We start from the raw sequence: 15,054 nt of genomic DNA on the forward strand, positions 1-15,054 counted from the left end.
GGTGCCCGTGATCAGGAGTTACGCAGGAAAACCAGCTCGAGGCCGCGCAGCGTCAACCACGGGGAATGTGCGGTGAAACACGCGCATTCGTCGAGCACCACCGGGGCGAGGTAACCGGTGGCAATCACGTGCACGTCGGCCGTGGCCGCACCGAGCTCACCGATCATGCGCGCGACGATTCCCTCCACCTGCGCGGCGACACCGAAGAGCATTCCCGACTGCAATGCCTCCACGGTGTTCTTCGCAATCACGGTGCGCGGGCGCAGCAATTCCACCTTCCGCAGCTGCGCGCCGCGGCGTCCCAACGCCTCCAGGGAGATCTCGATCCCGGGCGCGATGGCGCCGCCGACGTACTGTCCCGCGGCACTGACCACGTCGAAGGTGGTGGCGGTCCCACCGAAGTCGACGACGATCGCCGGTCCCCCGTGCAGCGTCGCGGCCGCCAGGGCGTTGACGATCCGGTCCGCGCCGACCTCACGCGGGTTGTCCATCAGGATCGGCACCCCGGTGCGCACCCCGGGCTCCACGACGACGCTCGGCACGTCCGCGAACCGGCCGGCCAGCATCTCGCGCCACTCGTGCAGCACCGAGGGGACGGTGCTGCACACCGCGATCCCGTCCAGGAGGACGCCGGCCGGCCCGCCGCCGCGCAGCGCCCCGGGCGCGTCGGCGAGGAGCCCGCTGAGCAGGACCGCCCACTCGTCGGCGGTGCGCCGCGCGTCGGTCCCGACCCGCCAGTGCGCCAGCACCTCGCCGTCCTCGACCAGCCCCAGCACCGTGTGGCTGTTGCCGATGTCGGCGGCGAGCAGGCTCATCGCCGGGTCCCGGGCATGCTCAGCGGCCGGCTGCGGTGAGGTCGCCGCGGACCAGCCCGGTGCCGGGCAGCGCCTCGGCCGGGTCGGAGCCGGTGCCGATGATGGCGTTGTCGGCGTCGACGAAGACGACGTGCGGCTGCAGCTCCTTCGCCTCGGCGGTGTCCATCTGGCCGTAGCCGATCAGGATGACCACGTCGCCGGGGTGGACCAGGCGGGCCGCGGCGCCGTTGATGCCGATCACTCCCGAGCCGCGCTCGCCGGCGATCGTGTAGGTCTCGATGCGGGCCCCGTTGGTGACGTCGACGATGTGGACCAGCTCGCCGGCCAGCAGGTCGGCGGCGTCGAGCAGGTCCTCGTCGACGGTCACGGAGCCGACGTAGTGCAGGTCCGCCTGGGTCACCGTCGCGCGGTGGATCTTGCTCTTCATCATGGTGCGCAGCATCAGTGCACTTCCCTCGTCGCTGGCTGGTCGGCCGTCTCGTCACGGCTCGTCTGGTGGTGGCTGTGGTCGCCCGGGGTCTGGTCGGGCTGGGCGGTCTGGTCGGGCTGGGCGGTCGGCGAGGCTCCCAGCAGGAGCGGCATGTTGTCGAGCAGCCGGGTCCCGCCCACCCGGGCGGTGATCAGGATGCGCGCCTGCGTCCTGGCCGGCACCGGGACGGGCAGCGGCGTCAGGTCGGGCGCGGTGATCGTCAGGTAGTCGAGGTCCACGCCGTGCGACTGGCGCAGCACCGCGCGGGCGGCGGCGTAGGCCGCGTCCAGGCCCTCGGCGGCGGCGTCCTGGGCGGCGAGCAGGGCGGCGGACAGGTTCAACGCGCGGCGGCGCTGCTCGGCGTCGAGGTAGCGGTTGCGCGAGCTCATCGCCAGCCCGTCCTCCTCGCGGCGGGTGGGCCCGCCGACGACCTCGACCCCCAGACACAGGTCGCTCACCATCCGGCGCACCAGCACGAGCTGCTGGTAGTCCTTCTCGCCGAAGACCGCGACGTCGGGACGCACCAGCCCCAGGAGCTTGGCGACCACGGTGAGCACCCCGCGGAAGTGTCCGGGACGCGCGGCGCCCTCCAGGACGTCCGCCAACGGGCCCGGGTCGAGGGTCACCTGGGGCGGACCGCCGGGGTAGACCTCCTCCACGCTCGGCGCGAACACGATGTCGGCTCCGGCGCCGGCACACACCTCGAGGTCGGCCTCCAGGGTGCGCGGGTAGCGCTCCAGGTCCTCGCCGGGGCCGAACTGCATCGGGTTGACGAAGATCGAGACCACGACCGGACCGTCCCCGACGCGCTCGCGGGCGCACCGCACCAGGCTGGCGTGACCGTCGTGCAGCGCGCCCATCGTGGGCACGAGGCCGACGCGGCGGCCCGCGGCTCGATGCTCGGCGAGCAGGGCGGAGAGCTGCTCGCGGGTCTCCGCGAGCACAGGGGCGGCGCTCATTGCAGCTGCGCTCCCCGCTCCGGGACCTCGACCGGGCCAGCGAGGGCGTCGGCGTCGACGCCGAGCAGCTCGGCGATCCGCGCCGCCCGGATCGGCAGCAGCCGGCCGTCGAGCACCGCGCGGCTGAGCGTGGCGCGGCCCATCGCGACGTACGACGCCAGCGTGTGCGGGGCGTTGGCGGTGAGGTCGGCCAGGTGCGCGCGCACGGTGTTGACGTCGCCGCGCACGATCGGGCCGGTCAGCGCGGCGTCACCGTGGGTGAGCGCGTTGTCCAGGGCCGCGTTGAGCAGCGGGCGCAGCGTGTCCGCGGGGCTGTCGGCGCCGGCGGCGGCGAGCATCTCCATCGCCTCGCTGACCAGCGTCACCAGGTGGTTCGCGCCGTGGGCGAGGCCCGCGTGGTAGAGCGTGCGACGCTCCTCGGGCACCCACATGGCACGTCCCCCGAGGTCGTCCACCAGCGATTCGGCGAGGCCACGCTCGTCGGGTCCGGCGGTGACGCCGAAGACGCAGCCGGCGAGCCGGTCGAGGTCGAGCGCGGTGCCGGTGAAGGTCATCGCCGGGTGCAGCGCCACCGGGCGCGCGCCCACGGCGAGCGCGTCGGCGAGCACGGCGAGGCCGTGCCGACCGGAGGTGTGCACCACCAGCTGGCCCTCGTGGATGGCGCCACTGGCGCTGAGCGTGGCGACGACGTTGGGCAGCATGTCGTCGGGCACGGTGAGCAGCAGGAGGTCGCAGTCGCGGGCGACCGCGGTGGGCTTGGCGTTGGCGACGCCCGGCAGCAGCGCCGAGATGCGTGAGAGCGAGGCGTCGGACTCACCGGCGGCGGCCACGATCTCGTGACCGGCGGTGCGCAGAGCGGCAGCGAGGACCGCACCGACGCGACCTGCGCCGATGACCCCCACCCGAAGCGGGTGCGTCATGGACCGAACCTTTCGTTCCCGTCCCGCCGACCACCCTCCGTGCGGAGGGCCGGTGTGGGTACCGGACGTGTGCTCGAGTTGTGGAAGGACTCCGGCTGGCGCCCTCGTCCCCGAGTTCAACGAGGAATGTACGCCTCCGCATTCCCCAGGGGAACCGGCCGGGAGGTGACCTGGGTAACGCGGCCGTCATCGTGGTGTCACCCGGGCGACGCGGAACGGCCCTCCCGAGGACCGCCGACCCGCCGCCGCGGACGTAGGGTCTGCGGGCATGAGCACCACGAGTCTGGGGATGCCGGGGTTGCCGGCGCCCACGGAGCCCACCTGGAAGCAGGCCTGGGACCGTGCCTCGTTCGGCCCCGAGGGCTTCCTGCGCCGCCACCCGCCCGCGTTCACCCGGGACCGGGAGGCGCTGATCGGGCTGGTCGAGCGCGAGGATCCCAGCGAGCTCGTCCTGCTCGGGTCCGCGGGGATGCTCGCCCCCGACCTCGCCCGCGCCCTGCCCGGGCTGGCCACCCGCTTCGACCTCCCGGCGGGCTTCGCCGGGCTGGTCCTCGCCGTCGACTGGCTCAACCACGTGCCGACCCACGTGGTGGCCGTCGACGAGGCGGGCTTCCCGCGGCTGGTCCACGTCGACCCGCTGACCGGCCGCGAGCGGCTCGGGGCACGGCTCAACGAGACCCGCGTCCCGCAGAGCATCGGCACCTGGCTGGCCGACTGGTGGCCCCTGGCCGACGACGGCCCCGGCGCCAGGGCCGAGGTGGGCACCGGGCGCGACGCCGCCTGGCGCGACGTCGTACGCAGCCTGGCCGGCGGGCGCGCGATCGCCGTGGAGAGCGGCCACCTGGCCGGTCAGCGGCCCCGGCTGGGCACCCTGCGCTGCGTGCGCCGCACCGGCCCGGTGATCCCCGACGGCGAACGGGAGCTGGTCGCCGACGTCGCGCTGGACGCGGTCGCCCACGCGACCGGCGGCGAGGTGGTCCTCGACGGCGCGCTGACCCGCGTGGTGCTCGACACCCGCTGAGCCGCCCTGCTGCTCAGCGCCCCGCGGCGGGCTCCGGCGCTGCGGTCCCCCGGGCGACGCTCACCACGACGTCCCCCAGCCGCACGGTGACGTGCTCGAGGACGACGCCCGGCGGCAGGTCCAGCCCGTCGCGCGCCAGCACGGCCATCGGCACGCCGGAGAGCTTGGCCGCGCACTCCGCCCGCGTCCAGCGCTCCCAGAAGCGCTCGACTCCGAGCCGGTGGCCCAGGGCCGGGGGCACCGGGCGCGCCACCTCGGCGTCGATCGCGATGCCCTCGCTCGGCCCGGTCCAGGCCACGCAGCGCCCGTCGTGCAGGTGCGAGCGACGCTGCGAGGAGACCAGCGTCTCGGGCCGGCCCACCACCAGGTGGGCCAGCGCGCCGGCCTCGTCGAGGGCCTCAGATGGAGCCGGCACCGTCGATCACGAGCGACTGGCCGTTGATGTTGGTCTGCTCCAGCAGCAGCATCCGCACCACCGGGACGACGTCCTCGGGGGTCGTCATCCGCCCGGACGGGGTGCGCCGCAGGATCTGGTCGAGCTGGGTCTGCCCGAGCACCGCGGACATCTCGGAGGCGAAGAACCCCGGCGCGACGGCGTTGGCCAGCACCCGGCCGCTGAACTCGCGGGCGAACGCCCGGGTCGCCGCGTCGAGGCCGCCCTTGGTGGCCGAGTAGGCGACCAGGCCGGGATAGCCCCGCTGCCCGCAGATCGAGGTGACGTTGACCAGACGGCCCCGGCGGCCCTTGGCCAGGAGCCGGCGCAGCACGAAGCGGGTCAGCAGCAGCGGCGCGGTCAGGTTCGTCGCGATGATCTGCTCGATGCGCTCGGGCGAGGTGTGCACGTGCAGGGAGTCCTGCCCGATGGCGGCGTTGTTGACGAGGCCGTCGATGACGCCGAGCTTCTCCTCCACCTGCCGCACGAAGGCCTGCGTCGCCGCGGTGTCGGTGATGTCCACCGACCCGAACAGCGAGGTGTCCGGGTACTGCTCGGCCAGCGCCTCCAGCTCGGGGGTGACGGTGCGGGCGAAGGCCGCGACCTTCACCCCGCGGGCCAGCAGGTCGGCGACCATGGCGAGACCCAGGCCTCGCGAGGCTCCCGAGATGAGGACCACCTCGGCGGTGGGGAACTCGTCACCGGCGGTGCCGGTGGCGGTGCTGGGGGTGGTCTCAGACATCGCTCTTCAACGTCTCCTTGATCGGGATCTGGTCACGGAAGCGGAACCGCCGGGGCACGCCGTGCTCCGGCAGCCGCGGGCGGCACCACGCCACGAGCTCCTGCTCGAGTGCCGCGGTGTCGCCGGTCGGCTCGGCCGGTACGACCTCGGCCTGGACGAGCTGGCCGACCAGCGGCGCGCGCCGGCCGGTGACCCGCGCCCAGGCCACGCCGGGGTGCGCCATCAGCACGTTGCGGACCACGCCGGCAGAGACCTTGGCCCCGCCCACGTTGATCTCGTCGGAGTCCAGACGGCCGGTGATCAGCACCCTGCCGTCGACCCGCTCGACCCGGTCTCCGGTGCGCACCGGCCCGTCCAGGCCGGCGCCGTGGTGAGGGGAGGTGATCACCAGCTCGTCGCCCACGACGTCGATGACCGGGCGGCCCGGGACCGAGCGCCCCAGCCACTCCTCGGGGAAGCCGGCACGACCGTCGTGCACCACGATCGAGGCGCCCACCTCGGAGGAGGCGTAGATCCAGGAGATCCGCGCCTGCGGGAGCACCTCGCGCAGCTGGTCGATGATGGCCTGGTCGACCGGCTCTCCCCCGAGCGTCACCTGCTGCAGCGGCACCCGGGCGAGCCCGTCGGCCTGCCCCATCAGGGTCTGGCGCCAGAAGGTGGGCGTGCCGGACGCCGCGCTGACGCCGTGCTCCGCCGCGGCGGCGGTCCAGGAGTCGAGGTGCCCGGGGTCGACGACCAGCAGGTCCTGCCCCGGCTGGGTCAGGCCCAGCGTCACCACCTGCCACCAGGCGTAGGTGCCCGGGGAGTAGGGACACAGCCAGGTCCGCGGTGCCTGGGAGCCCGCGACGGTGGTCAGCGAGGCCAGGGTGTGGCCGATCCGCTTGGGCCGGCCGGTGGAGCCCGAGGTGAGCAGCCACAGCCGCCCCGCCTCGCCCGTGCGGGGGTGGTCCGGCTCCTGCTCGCGGCTGCCGGCCAGCCGGAAGCCGGCGGAGGTGAGCTCGGCGGCGAGGCCGTCCTCCATCCGGCCGGCGGCAACCACCAGCAGCTCGCCGCCGGTGCGCGCGTGGGCCCACACCCACGGCAGCGCGTCGAGGCCGTTGCCGACCACCGCCGCGACCGGAGGGTTCAGCGCGACGTCGTCCAGCTCGCCCCAGGTGGTCACGGCGCCGGTGCGGGCGTCGATGATGCGGTTGCCCGCGCCCGCCGCGGCCACGCCGTCAGCGCCGGCCGTCACGAGGACTGGAGCTCCTCGAGGAGGTCCAGGACGTCCTTGACGGTCACGATCTGGCGCAGCCCGGAGGCCTCGAAGTTGAGCTCCTCGTCGGTCTCGTCCTCCACGCGCAGCGCCAGCTCGGAGAAGTCCAGGGAGCGGAAGCCGATCTCGGACAGGACAGCCGACTCGTCGGCCGGCAGCGTCTTGCCCTGGGCAGTGAGCACCGCAGTCATCAGGTCACGGATCTGCTCACGGGACAGTGCGTTCATGGCACGCAGACTAGCGTGGCAGACTCGACGCCATGCTTCGCCCTGCCCTCGATGGTGACCTCGAGACGATGCTCGAATGGCGTAACCAGCCGGCGAACCGGGAGGTGAGCAACCACGCCCACGTGATCGGCCTCGAGGAGCACCGTGCCTGGTGGCAGCGTGTGCAGGAGGACCCCACCCGGCGGGTGCTGGTCTACCGCGCCGGCGAGCGCGACCTGGGGGTGGTCAGCTTCTTCGACATCACCGGCTCCAGCGCCGGCTGGGGCTTCTACCTCGACCACGAGTCCGTCACCGCCGAGGGCCTCGCGCTGACCGCCTGGATGGCGGTGATGAAGGAGGCGACCGACTACGCCTTCGACGAGCTCGGCGTCGACGTGCTGACCGGCGAGGTGCTGGCCCACAACGAGGCGGTGCGGATGATGAACCGCCGCTTCCGCTTCACCGAGGGCGAGCCCACGACCCGTGAGGTCGACGGACGTAGCATCACCGTGATCCCGATCGAGTTGCGACGCGAGAACCGTCGCGGAGGAGGCAAGCGATGACCCCGCGCGAGGTCCGCATCGGCGACATCCCGGTGGGCCCGGACCACCCGCCGTTCGTCATCGCCGAGATGTCGGGCAACCACAACGGCGACAAGGGCCGCGCCCTGGAGATCGTCCGCGCGGCAGCCGACGCCGGCGCGCACGCGCTGAAGATCCAGACCTACACCGCCGACACGATCACCCTCGACGTCGACAGCCCGCGCTTCCGGCTCTCCGCGGACCACCCGCTGTGGCCCAACCGCCGCCTGCACGACCTGTACGTCGAGGCGCACACCCCCTGGGACTGGCACGAGGAGATCTTCGACCTGGCCAAGAGCCTGGGGATGATCGCCTTCTCGGCGCCGTTCGACCCGACCGCGGTCGACTTCCTGGTCGGCCTGGACGTGCCGGTGCTCAAGTCGGCCTCCAGCGAGATCACCGACCTCCCGCTGATCCGCGCCATCGCCGCCGCCGGCCGGCCGATCATCATCTCGACCGGCACCGCCACGATGGGCGAGATCGACGCCGCGGTCCGCGCCGCCCGGGAGACCGGCAACGAGCAGGTGATCGTGCTCGGCTGCACCGCCTCCTACCCGGCGCCGCCCGAGGCCTCCAACCTGCGCTCGCTGCCGGTGCTGCGCGACGCGCTGGACGTGGTGGTGGGCCTGTCCGACCACACCCTGGGGATCGGCGCCTCGGTGGCGGCGGTGGCGCTGGGCGCCTGCGTCATCGAGAAGCACCTCACCCTGGACCCCGAGGACGGCGGCGTCGACTCGGCGTTCTCGTTGAGCCCGGAGCAGTTCCGGCTGCTGGTCAGCGAGACCCGCACCGCCTGGCAGGCGCTGGGCGAGGCCACCGTCGGGCCCAAGGCGATCGAGGCCGAGGGGCTGCGCTTCCGCCGCTCGCTCTTCGTCACCCGCGACGTCCGGGCCGGGGAGCGGGTCACGGCCGACAACGTCCGCTCGGTGCGGCCCGCCGACGGCCTGCCGCCGGACACCTTCCGGATCGTGGAGGGCCGCACGTTCGCGGTGGACGCCGCGATGGGCACCCCGCTGAGCTGGGACCTGCTGGCGGGCCCCGTCCAGGGCTGAGCCGCCCGGCTCAGCCCTGAGCCGCCGGGCGGCGCTTGAGCCGCACCAGCCAGTCGATGGCGCGCGGCGCCCTGGCGCCACCGGTCGCGACCCGGGCCCGCACGAACGTCGGCTCCTCGAGCTCGGGGAGCCGTACGACGTACCGGCGGTCCTCGCCCGGCCGGACGGAGACCGGCTGCACCGGGCTCCCGGTCAGGGAGACCGCGTCGACCTGGACCGTCCCCCGGGTCAGGCGTCGGTCGACCACCCGCTCACCGAGGTTCCGCACCCGGTGCAGGGGCTCGACCAGGCGCGCCCCGCGCCCGGAGGCGACCTCCCGCGGCTCACGCAGCCGAGGCCAGAGCGCGAGGCTGACCGGGCCCGGCCGGCTGCCGGGGTTGACCACGAAGAAGCCGGGCTGCGCCTTCACCAGGGCCGCCCGGTGGGCCTGCCTGCCTCCGGAGATGTCTCCGGGCGCGGGCTCGGGGCCGATCGGCTCGAAGCCGACGCTGCGGATGCACACGCCGATCGCGGAGTCCTCGAGCAGGTCCTGCTCGGCCCAGGCCGGGATCGCCCCCGGGGTCTCGAAGCCGATCATCACGATGCCGGATCCGTCGATCTCCTCGGCCGGGAGGTCGAACTGGACGTGCCCGCGGGCCACCGGCTCGCCGGGCTCGCGGCGCAGCACGATGGCCGCCCGCGTGCGCCCCTGCGCGCTCACCTCGAGCAGCCGGTGCTTGCCGAACTCGTCCTCCAGCACCGGCTCCCCGACGTCGTCGAGGTGCGCGTGGCGCCACATGATCGTGGAGTTCTCGTCGACCAGGAAACGGATCGTGACGCGCACCCCGGCGCCGGGGTTCTCCAGCCGCAGTCCCAGCATCGCCACCCGCCGCACCAGCCGGGCGAGGCGGTACGGGGCACGGTTCGCGCCGTCCAGCATGCACAGCGCCAACGAGTCGCCCCGCTCGGCGACCTCAGGGACGACGAGCGGCTGGACCGGGTCGTCGAACTGGGTGTCGAGGTCGATGGAGCTCAGGCGGTAGGTCACAGCGCACCCACCGGGGCCAGAGCGTCGCTGAGCTGCTCGGGCGGCAGCTCGAAGTCGACACGCGTCAAGAAGGGGTCCCTTCGTCTCCAGAGCCGGCGCACGCCGACGAACGCCGGCTCGGCGTCGGTCTCGACCTGCAGCATGTTCACCGACAGCAGGTTGAACAGCTCGTCTCCCTCGCCGACCTGCCACTGCTGCACCAGCCCGGAGGCGATGTCGGTGGCGGAACGGTAGAACCAGGCCCAGAGCCGGGCGCGCTCGACCTGCTCGGGCGAGATCAGGTCCTCGCCGCGCAGCAGGGCCTGCAGGTGCTGGCCCAGGGTCTCGAAGTACTCCTCGCGGCTGGAGACGACGGTCGTGAAGCCGCAGGAGCTCCACTCCGACCAGCCGGTCTGCAGCGCCGGGATGCCCAGGGCGGGGTACTCGTTGCTGACGCTGCCGCGCACGGTGAGGACCAGGTCGGTCAGCGCGGTCAGGAAGTTCTTGCTCAGATCCAGGCTGAGCATGAACTTCATGTGCGGCTGGTCGGCGTAGCGCGCGGCCACCCGGTCCATGAACCCGGAGGAGTCGTAGAGCGCCCGGTGCGGGTGGTCGAGGAACAGCCAGCTCACCTCCGGATGCTCCGCGGCGAACCGGGCGGTCTCCTCGAACCACTCGCCGAGGTCGTCGAAGGTCTCCATGTTGGTCCCCAGGGCGTCGGAGACCGCGTGGTTGAAGACGGTGACGATCGGCTTGTCCGGGTCCAGGCCGGTGCGGCGGGCGGCGTAGGTGCGCAGCACCGCCCGGTCGTCGGCGCTGTGCAGGTCGACGCCGGAGAAGCCACGACCCGCCCGCCACCACGCGGGGCGGCCCAGCGTCGCCTTGGCACGCCACGTGGTCAGCTCCGCGCCTCGGTAGACCAGATCCCGGTTGGCCCAGATGTGCTTCTCGAAGAACTCGCCGATCTGCTCGGTCAGCGTGGCCCGGACCGCCGCCTTCGGATCGTGCTTCTCGGGGAAGATCGCGTAGGCCTTCAACCCGCCGGTCGACTGCGGGAACAGGACCGGTACGTCGTGGCGGAGCGCGGCCTCGGTCGCCAGGCCGAAGTTGTTGTAGTCCACGTGGCTCGAGACGAGCGCCACCACGTCCAGGTTGGTCAGCAGGGCGTCGTAGACCTTGGCGAACTCGGTGCTGCGGCGCTGCACCTGCAGCCGCTTGGCCTCGAGCTCCGCGGAGCCGTCGAGGCGCGGCACCCGGGCCATCCGGCAGGCGGTGGCGTAGACGACCCGCTCGAACTCGGCCGGGTCGATCCCGGGGTCGGGGAGGTCGCCGCCCAGGTCGACGCCGGCCACCGTCAGCTCGGTCGGGTCACCGGCCACCCGGGCATCCACGAGGCTGTGCACGTCGAAGATCTCGTCGGCCCCGTAGGCCCGGGCCAGCTGGCTGATCTCGTCGAGGTTGAAGTAGGTCCACACGACCTGGTTCCAGTCCTCGTCGGCGCCGCTGTAGACCACGATCCGGGCGGGCTCGATGCGTCGCAGGGCGTTGGCGATGGTGAGGTTGCGCAGCGTGACTCGCAGGTCCTGGCTCATCGCCTCGACCAGGATCACCCGGTCGCCGGCAGGCAGGACGTTGTGCTGCCAGAACTGCGCAGCCACCTTGCAGAAGGGCTGGAAGTTTGTCAGTTCGCGCACTTCACTCTTATATCAGCCGGGACCGCCGGTGCCTGCGGCCCGGGCGGCTAGATCAGCGGCCCCTTCGGGTGGTAACCGGGGGGCACCAGCTCCTTGTCAACGGCGATCGGCTCGCGCTCGGGGACCTGGTCCCCGCGGTCGATCCACCGATGGGCCGCAGGCGCTCCCCGGTCGCGCCACCGCGCCGCCAGCCGGCGCCCCAGCGCGCGGAACCACAGCACCCGGCTGCCGATGCGGTACTCCGGCGAGGCGCTCAGCGCCTCGGCCCGCGCCCGGGCGGCGACCGCGGCGCGCTGTCGCTGGTGGATCCGGACCAGGAGCCACTCCAGCTGCTCCTCGCGCTGCGTCAGCGCCTGCTGGTAGCCGGCCAGCTGCTCGGCCAGCTCGGTGAACGCCTCAGGCGTGGCTCCGGCGCCGGTGCCCGAGAAGTCCGGCACCGGCTCCCCCGCGGGCCGCAGCCGTGCGTCGAGCGCGAGCGCCGCGCCGAAGAGGGCGTCGTCCAGCGCGAGGCCGGCCGCGGCCAGCAGCGACGCGGCCACGGTGCGGGGCGTCGCCGAGCGGGGCCAGGGGTGGCGTCCACCCTGGGCGACCAGGGCGGAACCGGCGACGAGCGCCATCCGGCCCAGTGCCACGTCCAGGGGCGCGCTCGCGTCGGCGACCCGGCTGCGATCGAGCGCGGCGAAGCCGGCCTCGGTCTCGACGACGTTGTCGAAGGTCAGCGCCACCCTCTCGGCCGGCACCTCCCCCACCGGGGCCAGCCATCCGGCGAAGGCGCGGACCAGCTCGGCGATGCCCGCGCGGTCGTGGGCCGAGGCGAGGTCCGCGAGACGGACCGACAGCGGCAGGCCGGAGGGGACCACCCCGGCGAGCCGGGCGGGCTCGCGCCGCACGCCGGGGGCCCAGGCGTAGGGGCCGGGGTCGGTCACCGGCTCGGCCACCCACTGCTCGCCGGTCCGGGTGATCCGGACGGCCAGGGACGGCTCGCTCGACCGGGTCGGCTGGGCGGCCAGCAGCACCGTCGCGTCGGGCTCACGGGTGACCTCCCCGCGCCGCAGGTGCAGCACCCACAGCGGCGCCACCTGGGCGCCGAGCCCGTGGCGCAGCAGGGTCCGCGCCGCGATCGCCGGGTCCTTGACCGGGATGTCCTGGCCGACCCCCACGGCCGCCGCGCGGCCGACCAGCGTGGCCAACACCGGGTCGTGGCGTCGCTGCGCGAAGATGCCCTGGGGCGCGGCCAGCAGCGGCTCGGTGCGCTGGCCGTAGCAGGCCCAGGCCTCGACCCGGGCCAGCCCGTGCCGGGCCCGCGCGTGCTCGGTGAGCTCGTCCAGGCTCAGCGGCACCTGCTCGTGCGAGGCCACGCCGGCCGGCCAGTGGCTGTTGTCGTGGCGGTCGTGTCCGGGCAGCGTCAGCAGCCGGCCGACACCGGCGTCGTTGGCGACCCCGACGTAGAGCTCGCCGTCCGCGCCCAGCAGGTCGGTCAGCTCGGTGAGGCAGCCTGCCCAGGACCGCGCCGGCTCCTCCGCGCTGTGCAACCGCTCGATGCCGTCGAGGGCGACGACCGCGTCGTAGCCGGCCTCCGGCCGGGCCAGCCTGCCGATCGGCCCGCAGTGGACGCGCACCGTGCTCGGCAGCTCGGCGCAGAGGCGCTCGGCGTCGGGCAGCGAGCGGACCACCACGTCGGCCCGCTGGAACTGGGCGGCGACCTCGGCGACCACCTCGGCGTCGTGCGGGCCGGCGACCAGCACGTGGCCGCGAGCCCCGCCGAAGGCGTGCAGCAGCTCCGCGGCGACCCGGCCCCGCAGGGGCCCGAGCTCCCCGTCGAAGTCCGACCAGGTCAGCATCTCCGCCCCGAGCAGGGTGATCCCCGAGAGCTCCTCAGCGTCGAGCATCGTCACCGTGTTCTCCTCCGTGTCTGCCTCGGCGCTCACGCGCGCCGCTCCGGCCTGGTCCAGCTGAACGCCTCCATGATCTCGGCCGGCGTCCGCACGTGGCGCAGCCCGAGCTCGTCGCGGGCGACCTCCTCGGCCAGCGCGCGCGGCACGTGCTCCTGGTGCAGCTCTGGCCAGCTGCGCTGCTGTCGCTCGATGCCTCCGTAGACGGAGTGCTCGCCGGCCAGCACCATCGGATCACCGTAGACGCCGACCTCGCAGCCCACCGAGGCGCCGTAGAGGATGGCCGACCCCAGCCTGTTGGAGACCACCCGCCGGTGTGCCCTCAGCTCGGCGTACTGCTTGTAGAGGAAGAGCCGGTCGGTGCCCCGGTGCGCGAAGCCGCGCAGGCCGTGGGTGATCACGCGGCAGCCGCCCTCCTCGTAGACCCGGCGGATCTCCGCGTTCTCGTAGTCCATCCAGTACAGGCAGACGGTGAGGGGACCGTCCTCGACCTCACGCAGCCGCCGCAGCATCGCCGTGTGGTCGCCGACCACCTCCTGGGCCTCCCACCCGTGGAAGGGGTAGAAGATGGTGCCCTCCCGCTCGCCGGTCGGGGCGTCGGCGTAGGCCCGCAGCTGCGGGAGCGGGCCTCGCTCTGCGCGAGCCAGCAGGTAGGCCCAGGCCGACCCGATCACCTCGTAGTTGCGTCGTCCCATCGCCCAGCCCCGGCGCAGCACCGAGTCCGACCAGACGAACAGCGGCGCCCCCGGCACGAACTCGGTGCCCACCGCGAAGCCGTCGTGCAGGTTCCACCCGTGCTGGAGGTAGCCCCAGATCATCACCGGGAACGGGATGTCCACGTAGTCGGCGAAGACGTGGGCGTGGCCGTAGTAGTGGTTGGCGGTGTGCAACTGGCTTCCCTTCCGGTGACGCTGGCTAGGCCGATGACGCGGGGGGCCGGTCCGAGAACCTCAGGCCGAGGCACGCATCGACGACGCGCTCACGCCCCCGTCCGTCGACCTCGCGCCAGACCGCGCTGCGAAGCCGCGCCCGCTCGTCGGGCGAGGCGAGCGACTCGCTGAGCAGCGAGACGGCCTCGCCGGGCGCCTCTCTCAGCGCGCCAAGATAGCCCAGCCCCACGGCGAGCCGCTGGTCGACGACCCGCTCATAAGACTGCGCCTGGTTGTCCACGACGGCGATCAGGGCGCAGGCCGCGCCGAGACAGAAGAGCTCCCACGTCGATGTGCCCGCGGCACCGACCACCAGGTCGGAGGCGACCACCAGCTCCGCCAGCCGGTCGGTGGGGTCGATCACGGACAGCCGCTGACCGGGGCCGACCCGCCCGGCCAGCGCATCCAGGGCAGGAGCCAGGTCGGCCCGGCCGCGCACCACCGTCAGCTCACAGGGCCGGCCGGTGGCCAGCACCGCCGCCGCCAGCACCGGAGCCGCCCCGTAGGCGTCGGTCCCCCCGAAGACAGCCAGCACCCGCGGCACCGGCGACCCAGCCTCCTTCGGTCGCTGCGAGATCTCGGCGGGCCGGTGACGGCGGACCTCGTCGCGCATCAAGGCGTAGCGCAGGCCGGCCAGCCGCACCGCTCCCGGCGGCAGCACCGGCCGGTCCAGCTCAGCGCCGATGTTCTGGTCCAGGTAGAGGTCGGCGACCCGCCCGCCCAGCTCACCGTCCACGAAGGCGAGCAGCGGAGCGCCGAGGCCGCGCATCGCGTCGTACGTCGAGGGCGGGAGCAGGTAGGAGTCCACGACGACCAGCGCCGGCGCGACCTCGCGGACCAGCCGGGCGTGCGCCTCGTCGCCGTGCACGGCCGGAACGTGGGCGATGCCGCGCGACTCCAGTTGGCGGCGGGCGAGCGGCACCTCGGCGACGTCGGCGCAGAAGAGCACCCGCAGACCCCGGGCCAGGAGCTCCTCGCTGAGGGCGACGCAGCGCATCAGGTGACCGACACCTGTCGTCGTCCCGACATCGCACCGCACCAGCACGTCCGCAGGCGTCACCGGCGACACCGTCCACCTCC

General features: G+C 73.6%; 16 protein-coding genes. 3 read left to right on the plus strand and 13 right to left on the minus strand.

The window, feature by feature from the left end; translation table 11 throughout:
- Positions 1-11: 11 nt before the first annotated feature.
- The 4 genes from AC6EI4_RS00075 to AC6EI4_RS00090 are packed head-to-tail and all read right to left on the minus strand — an operon-like array spanning position 12 to position 3,163.
- A complete protein-coding gene (locus tag AC6EI4_RS00075; RefSeq protein WP_498423714.1) occupies positions 12-815 on the minus strand; it encodes a type III pantothenate kinase in 804 nt (267 codons plus the stop codon).
- Positions 816-834: 19 nt separating this feature from the next.
- Positions 835-1,257 (minus strand): aspartate 1-decarboxylase, encoded by a 423-nt coding sequence (gene panD / locus AC6EI4_RS00080; protein WP_498423713.1) that lies wholly within the window; start codon positions 1,255-1,257, stop codon positions 835-837.
- Positions 1,257-2,243, minus strand: a complete 987-nt coding sequence (gene panC, locus AC6EI4_RS00085; protein WP_498450209.1) for a pantoate--beta-alanine ligase — start codon at positions 2,241-2,243, stop codon at positions 1,257-1,259. Before panC ends, panD begins: the two co-directional genes overlap by 1 nt.
- A complete protein-coding gene (locus AC6EI4_RS00090; RefSeq protein WP_498450210.1) occupies positions 2,240-3,163 on the minus strand; it encodes a Rossmann-like and DUF2520 domain-containing protein in 924 nt (307 codons plus the stop codon). Before AC6EI4_RS00090 ends, panC begins: the two co-directional genes overlap by 4 nt.
- Positions 3,164-3,431: 268 nt before the next feature.
- Between AC6EI4_RS00090 and AC6EI4_RS00095 the strand changes: the two genes are divergently transcribed.
- Positions 3,432-4,184 (plus strand): class I SAM-dependent methyltransferase, encoded by a 753-nt coding sequence (locus AC6EI4_RS00095; RefSeq protein ID WP_498450211.1) that lies wholly within the window; start codon positions 3,432-3,434, stop codon positions 4,182-4,184.
- 13 nt (positions 4,185-4,197) lie between these two features.
- Here AC6EI4_RS00095 and AC6EI4_RS00100 read toward each other — a convergent pair whose 3' ends face one another.
- The 4 genes from AC6EI4_RS00100 to AC6EI4_RS00115 are packed head-to-tail and all read right to left on the minus strand — an operon-like array spanning position 4,198 to position 6,841.
- The gene (locus tag AC6EI4_RS00100; protein WP_498450212.1) at positions 4,198-4,599 is read right to left on the minus strand and encodes a hypothetical protein; all 402 of its coding nucleotides are present in this window, start codon (positions 4,597-4,599) and stop codon (positions 4,198-4,200) included.
- The gene (locus AC6EI4_RS00105) at positions 4,583-5,359 is read right to left on the minus strand and encodes an SDR family NAD(P)-dependent oxidoreductase (protein ID WP_498423707.1); all 777 of its coding nucleotides are present in this window, start codon (positions 5,357-5,359) and stop codon (positions 4,583-4,585) included. The genes AC6EI4_RS00100 and AC6EI4_RS00105 overlap by 17 nt, the downstream gene beginning before the upstream one ends.
- Positions 5,352-6,593, minus strand: coding sequence for an AMP-binding protein (locus AC6EI4_RS00110; protein ID WP_498450213.1), 1,242 nt, complete (start codon positions 6,591-6,593; stop codon positions 5,352-5,354). The genes AC6EI4_RS00105 and AC6EI4_RS00110 overlap by 8 nt, the downstream gene beginning before the upstream one ends.
- Positions 6,590-6,841 (minus strand): acyl carrier protein, encoded by a 252-nt coding sequence (locus AC6EI4_RS00115; RefSeq protein WP_498423705.1) that lies wholly within the window; start codon positions 6,839-6,841, stop codon positions 6,590-6,592. The genes AC6EI4_RS00110 and AC6EI4_RS00115 overlap by 4 nt, the downstream gene beginning before the upstream one ends.
- A gap of 32 nt (positions 6,842-6,873) precedes the next feature.
- Here AC6EI4_RS00115 and AC6EI4_RS00120 point away from each other — a divergent pair, with 32 nt between their 5' ends.
- Both AC6EI4_RS00120 and pseI read left to right on the plus strand, forming a co-directional pair.
- Positions 6,874-7,383 (plus strand): GNAT family N-acetyltransferase, encoded by a 510-nt coding sequence (locus AC6EI4_RS00120; RefSeq protein WP_498423704.1) that lies wholly within the window; start codon positions 6,874-6,876, stop codon positions 7,381-7,383.
- Positions 7,380-8,453 (plus strand): pseudaminic acid synthase, encoded by a 1,074-nt coding sequence (gene pseI, locus AC6EI4_RS00125; RefSeq protein ID WP_498423702.1) that lies wholly within the window; start codon positions 7,380-7,382, stop codon positions 8,451-8,453. The genes AC6EI4_RS00120 and pseI overlap by 4 nt, the downstream gene beginning before the upstream one ends.
- A gap of 10 nt (positions 8,454-8,463) precedes the next feature.
- Here the strand turns inward: pseI and AC6EI4_RS00130 are convergent, their stop codons facing one another.
- Genes AC6EI4_RS00130 through AC6EI4_RS00150 form a run of 5 tightly spaced genes read right to left on the minus strand, consistent with a single transcriptional unit; the run spans position 8,464 to position 15,034 of the window.
- Positions 8,464-9,480, minus strand: a complete 1,017-nt coding sequence (locus AC6EI4_RS00130) for a hypothetical protein (RefSeq protein ID WP_498450214.1) — start codon at positions 9,478-9,480, stop codon at positions 8,464-8,466.
- Positions 9,477-11,153, minus strand: a complete 1,677-nt coding sequence (locus AC6EI4_RS00135) for a hypothetical protein (protein WP_498450215.1) — start codon at positions 11,151-11,153, stop codon at positions 9,477-9,479. Before AC6EI4_RS00135 ends, AC6EI4_RS00130 begins: the two co-directional genes overlap by 4 nt.
- 47 nt (positions 11,154-11,200) lie before the next feature.
- Positions 11,201-13,081: a hypothetical protein gene (locus AC6EI4_RS00140; protein ID WP_498423697.1), complete on the minus strand. Its 1,881-nt coding sequence runs from the start codon at positions 13,079-13,081 to the stop codon at positions 11,201-11,203.
- Positions 13,078-13,935 carry a hypothetical protein gene (locus tag AC6EI4_RS00145; protein ID WP_498450216.1) on the minus strand — a complete coding sequence of 286 codons (858 nt, stop codon included), beginning with the start codon at positions 13,933-13,935 and terminating at the stop codon, positions 13,078-13,080. The genes AC6EI4_RS00140 and AC6EI4_RS00145 overlap by 4 nt, the downstream gene beginning before the upstream one ends.
- Before the next feature lie 25 nt (positions 13,936-13,960).
- A complete protein-coding gene (locus AC6EI4_RS00150) occupies positions 13,961-15,034 on the minus strand; it encodes a PseG/SpsG family protein (RefSeq protein ID WP_498450217.1) in 1,074 nt (357 codons plus the stop codon).
- Between the last annotated feature and the right edge of the window lie 20 nt (positions 15,035-15,054).

It is taken from the genome of Nocardioides sp. Z43_10 (assembly GCF_059766615.1).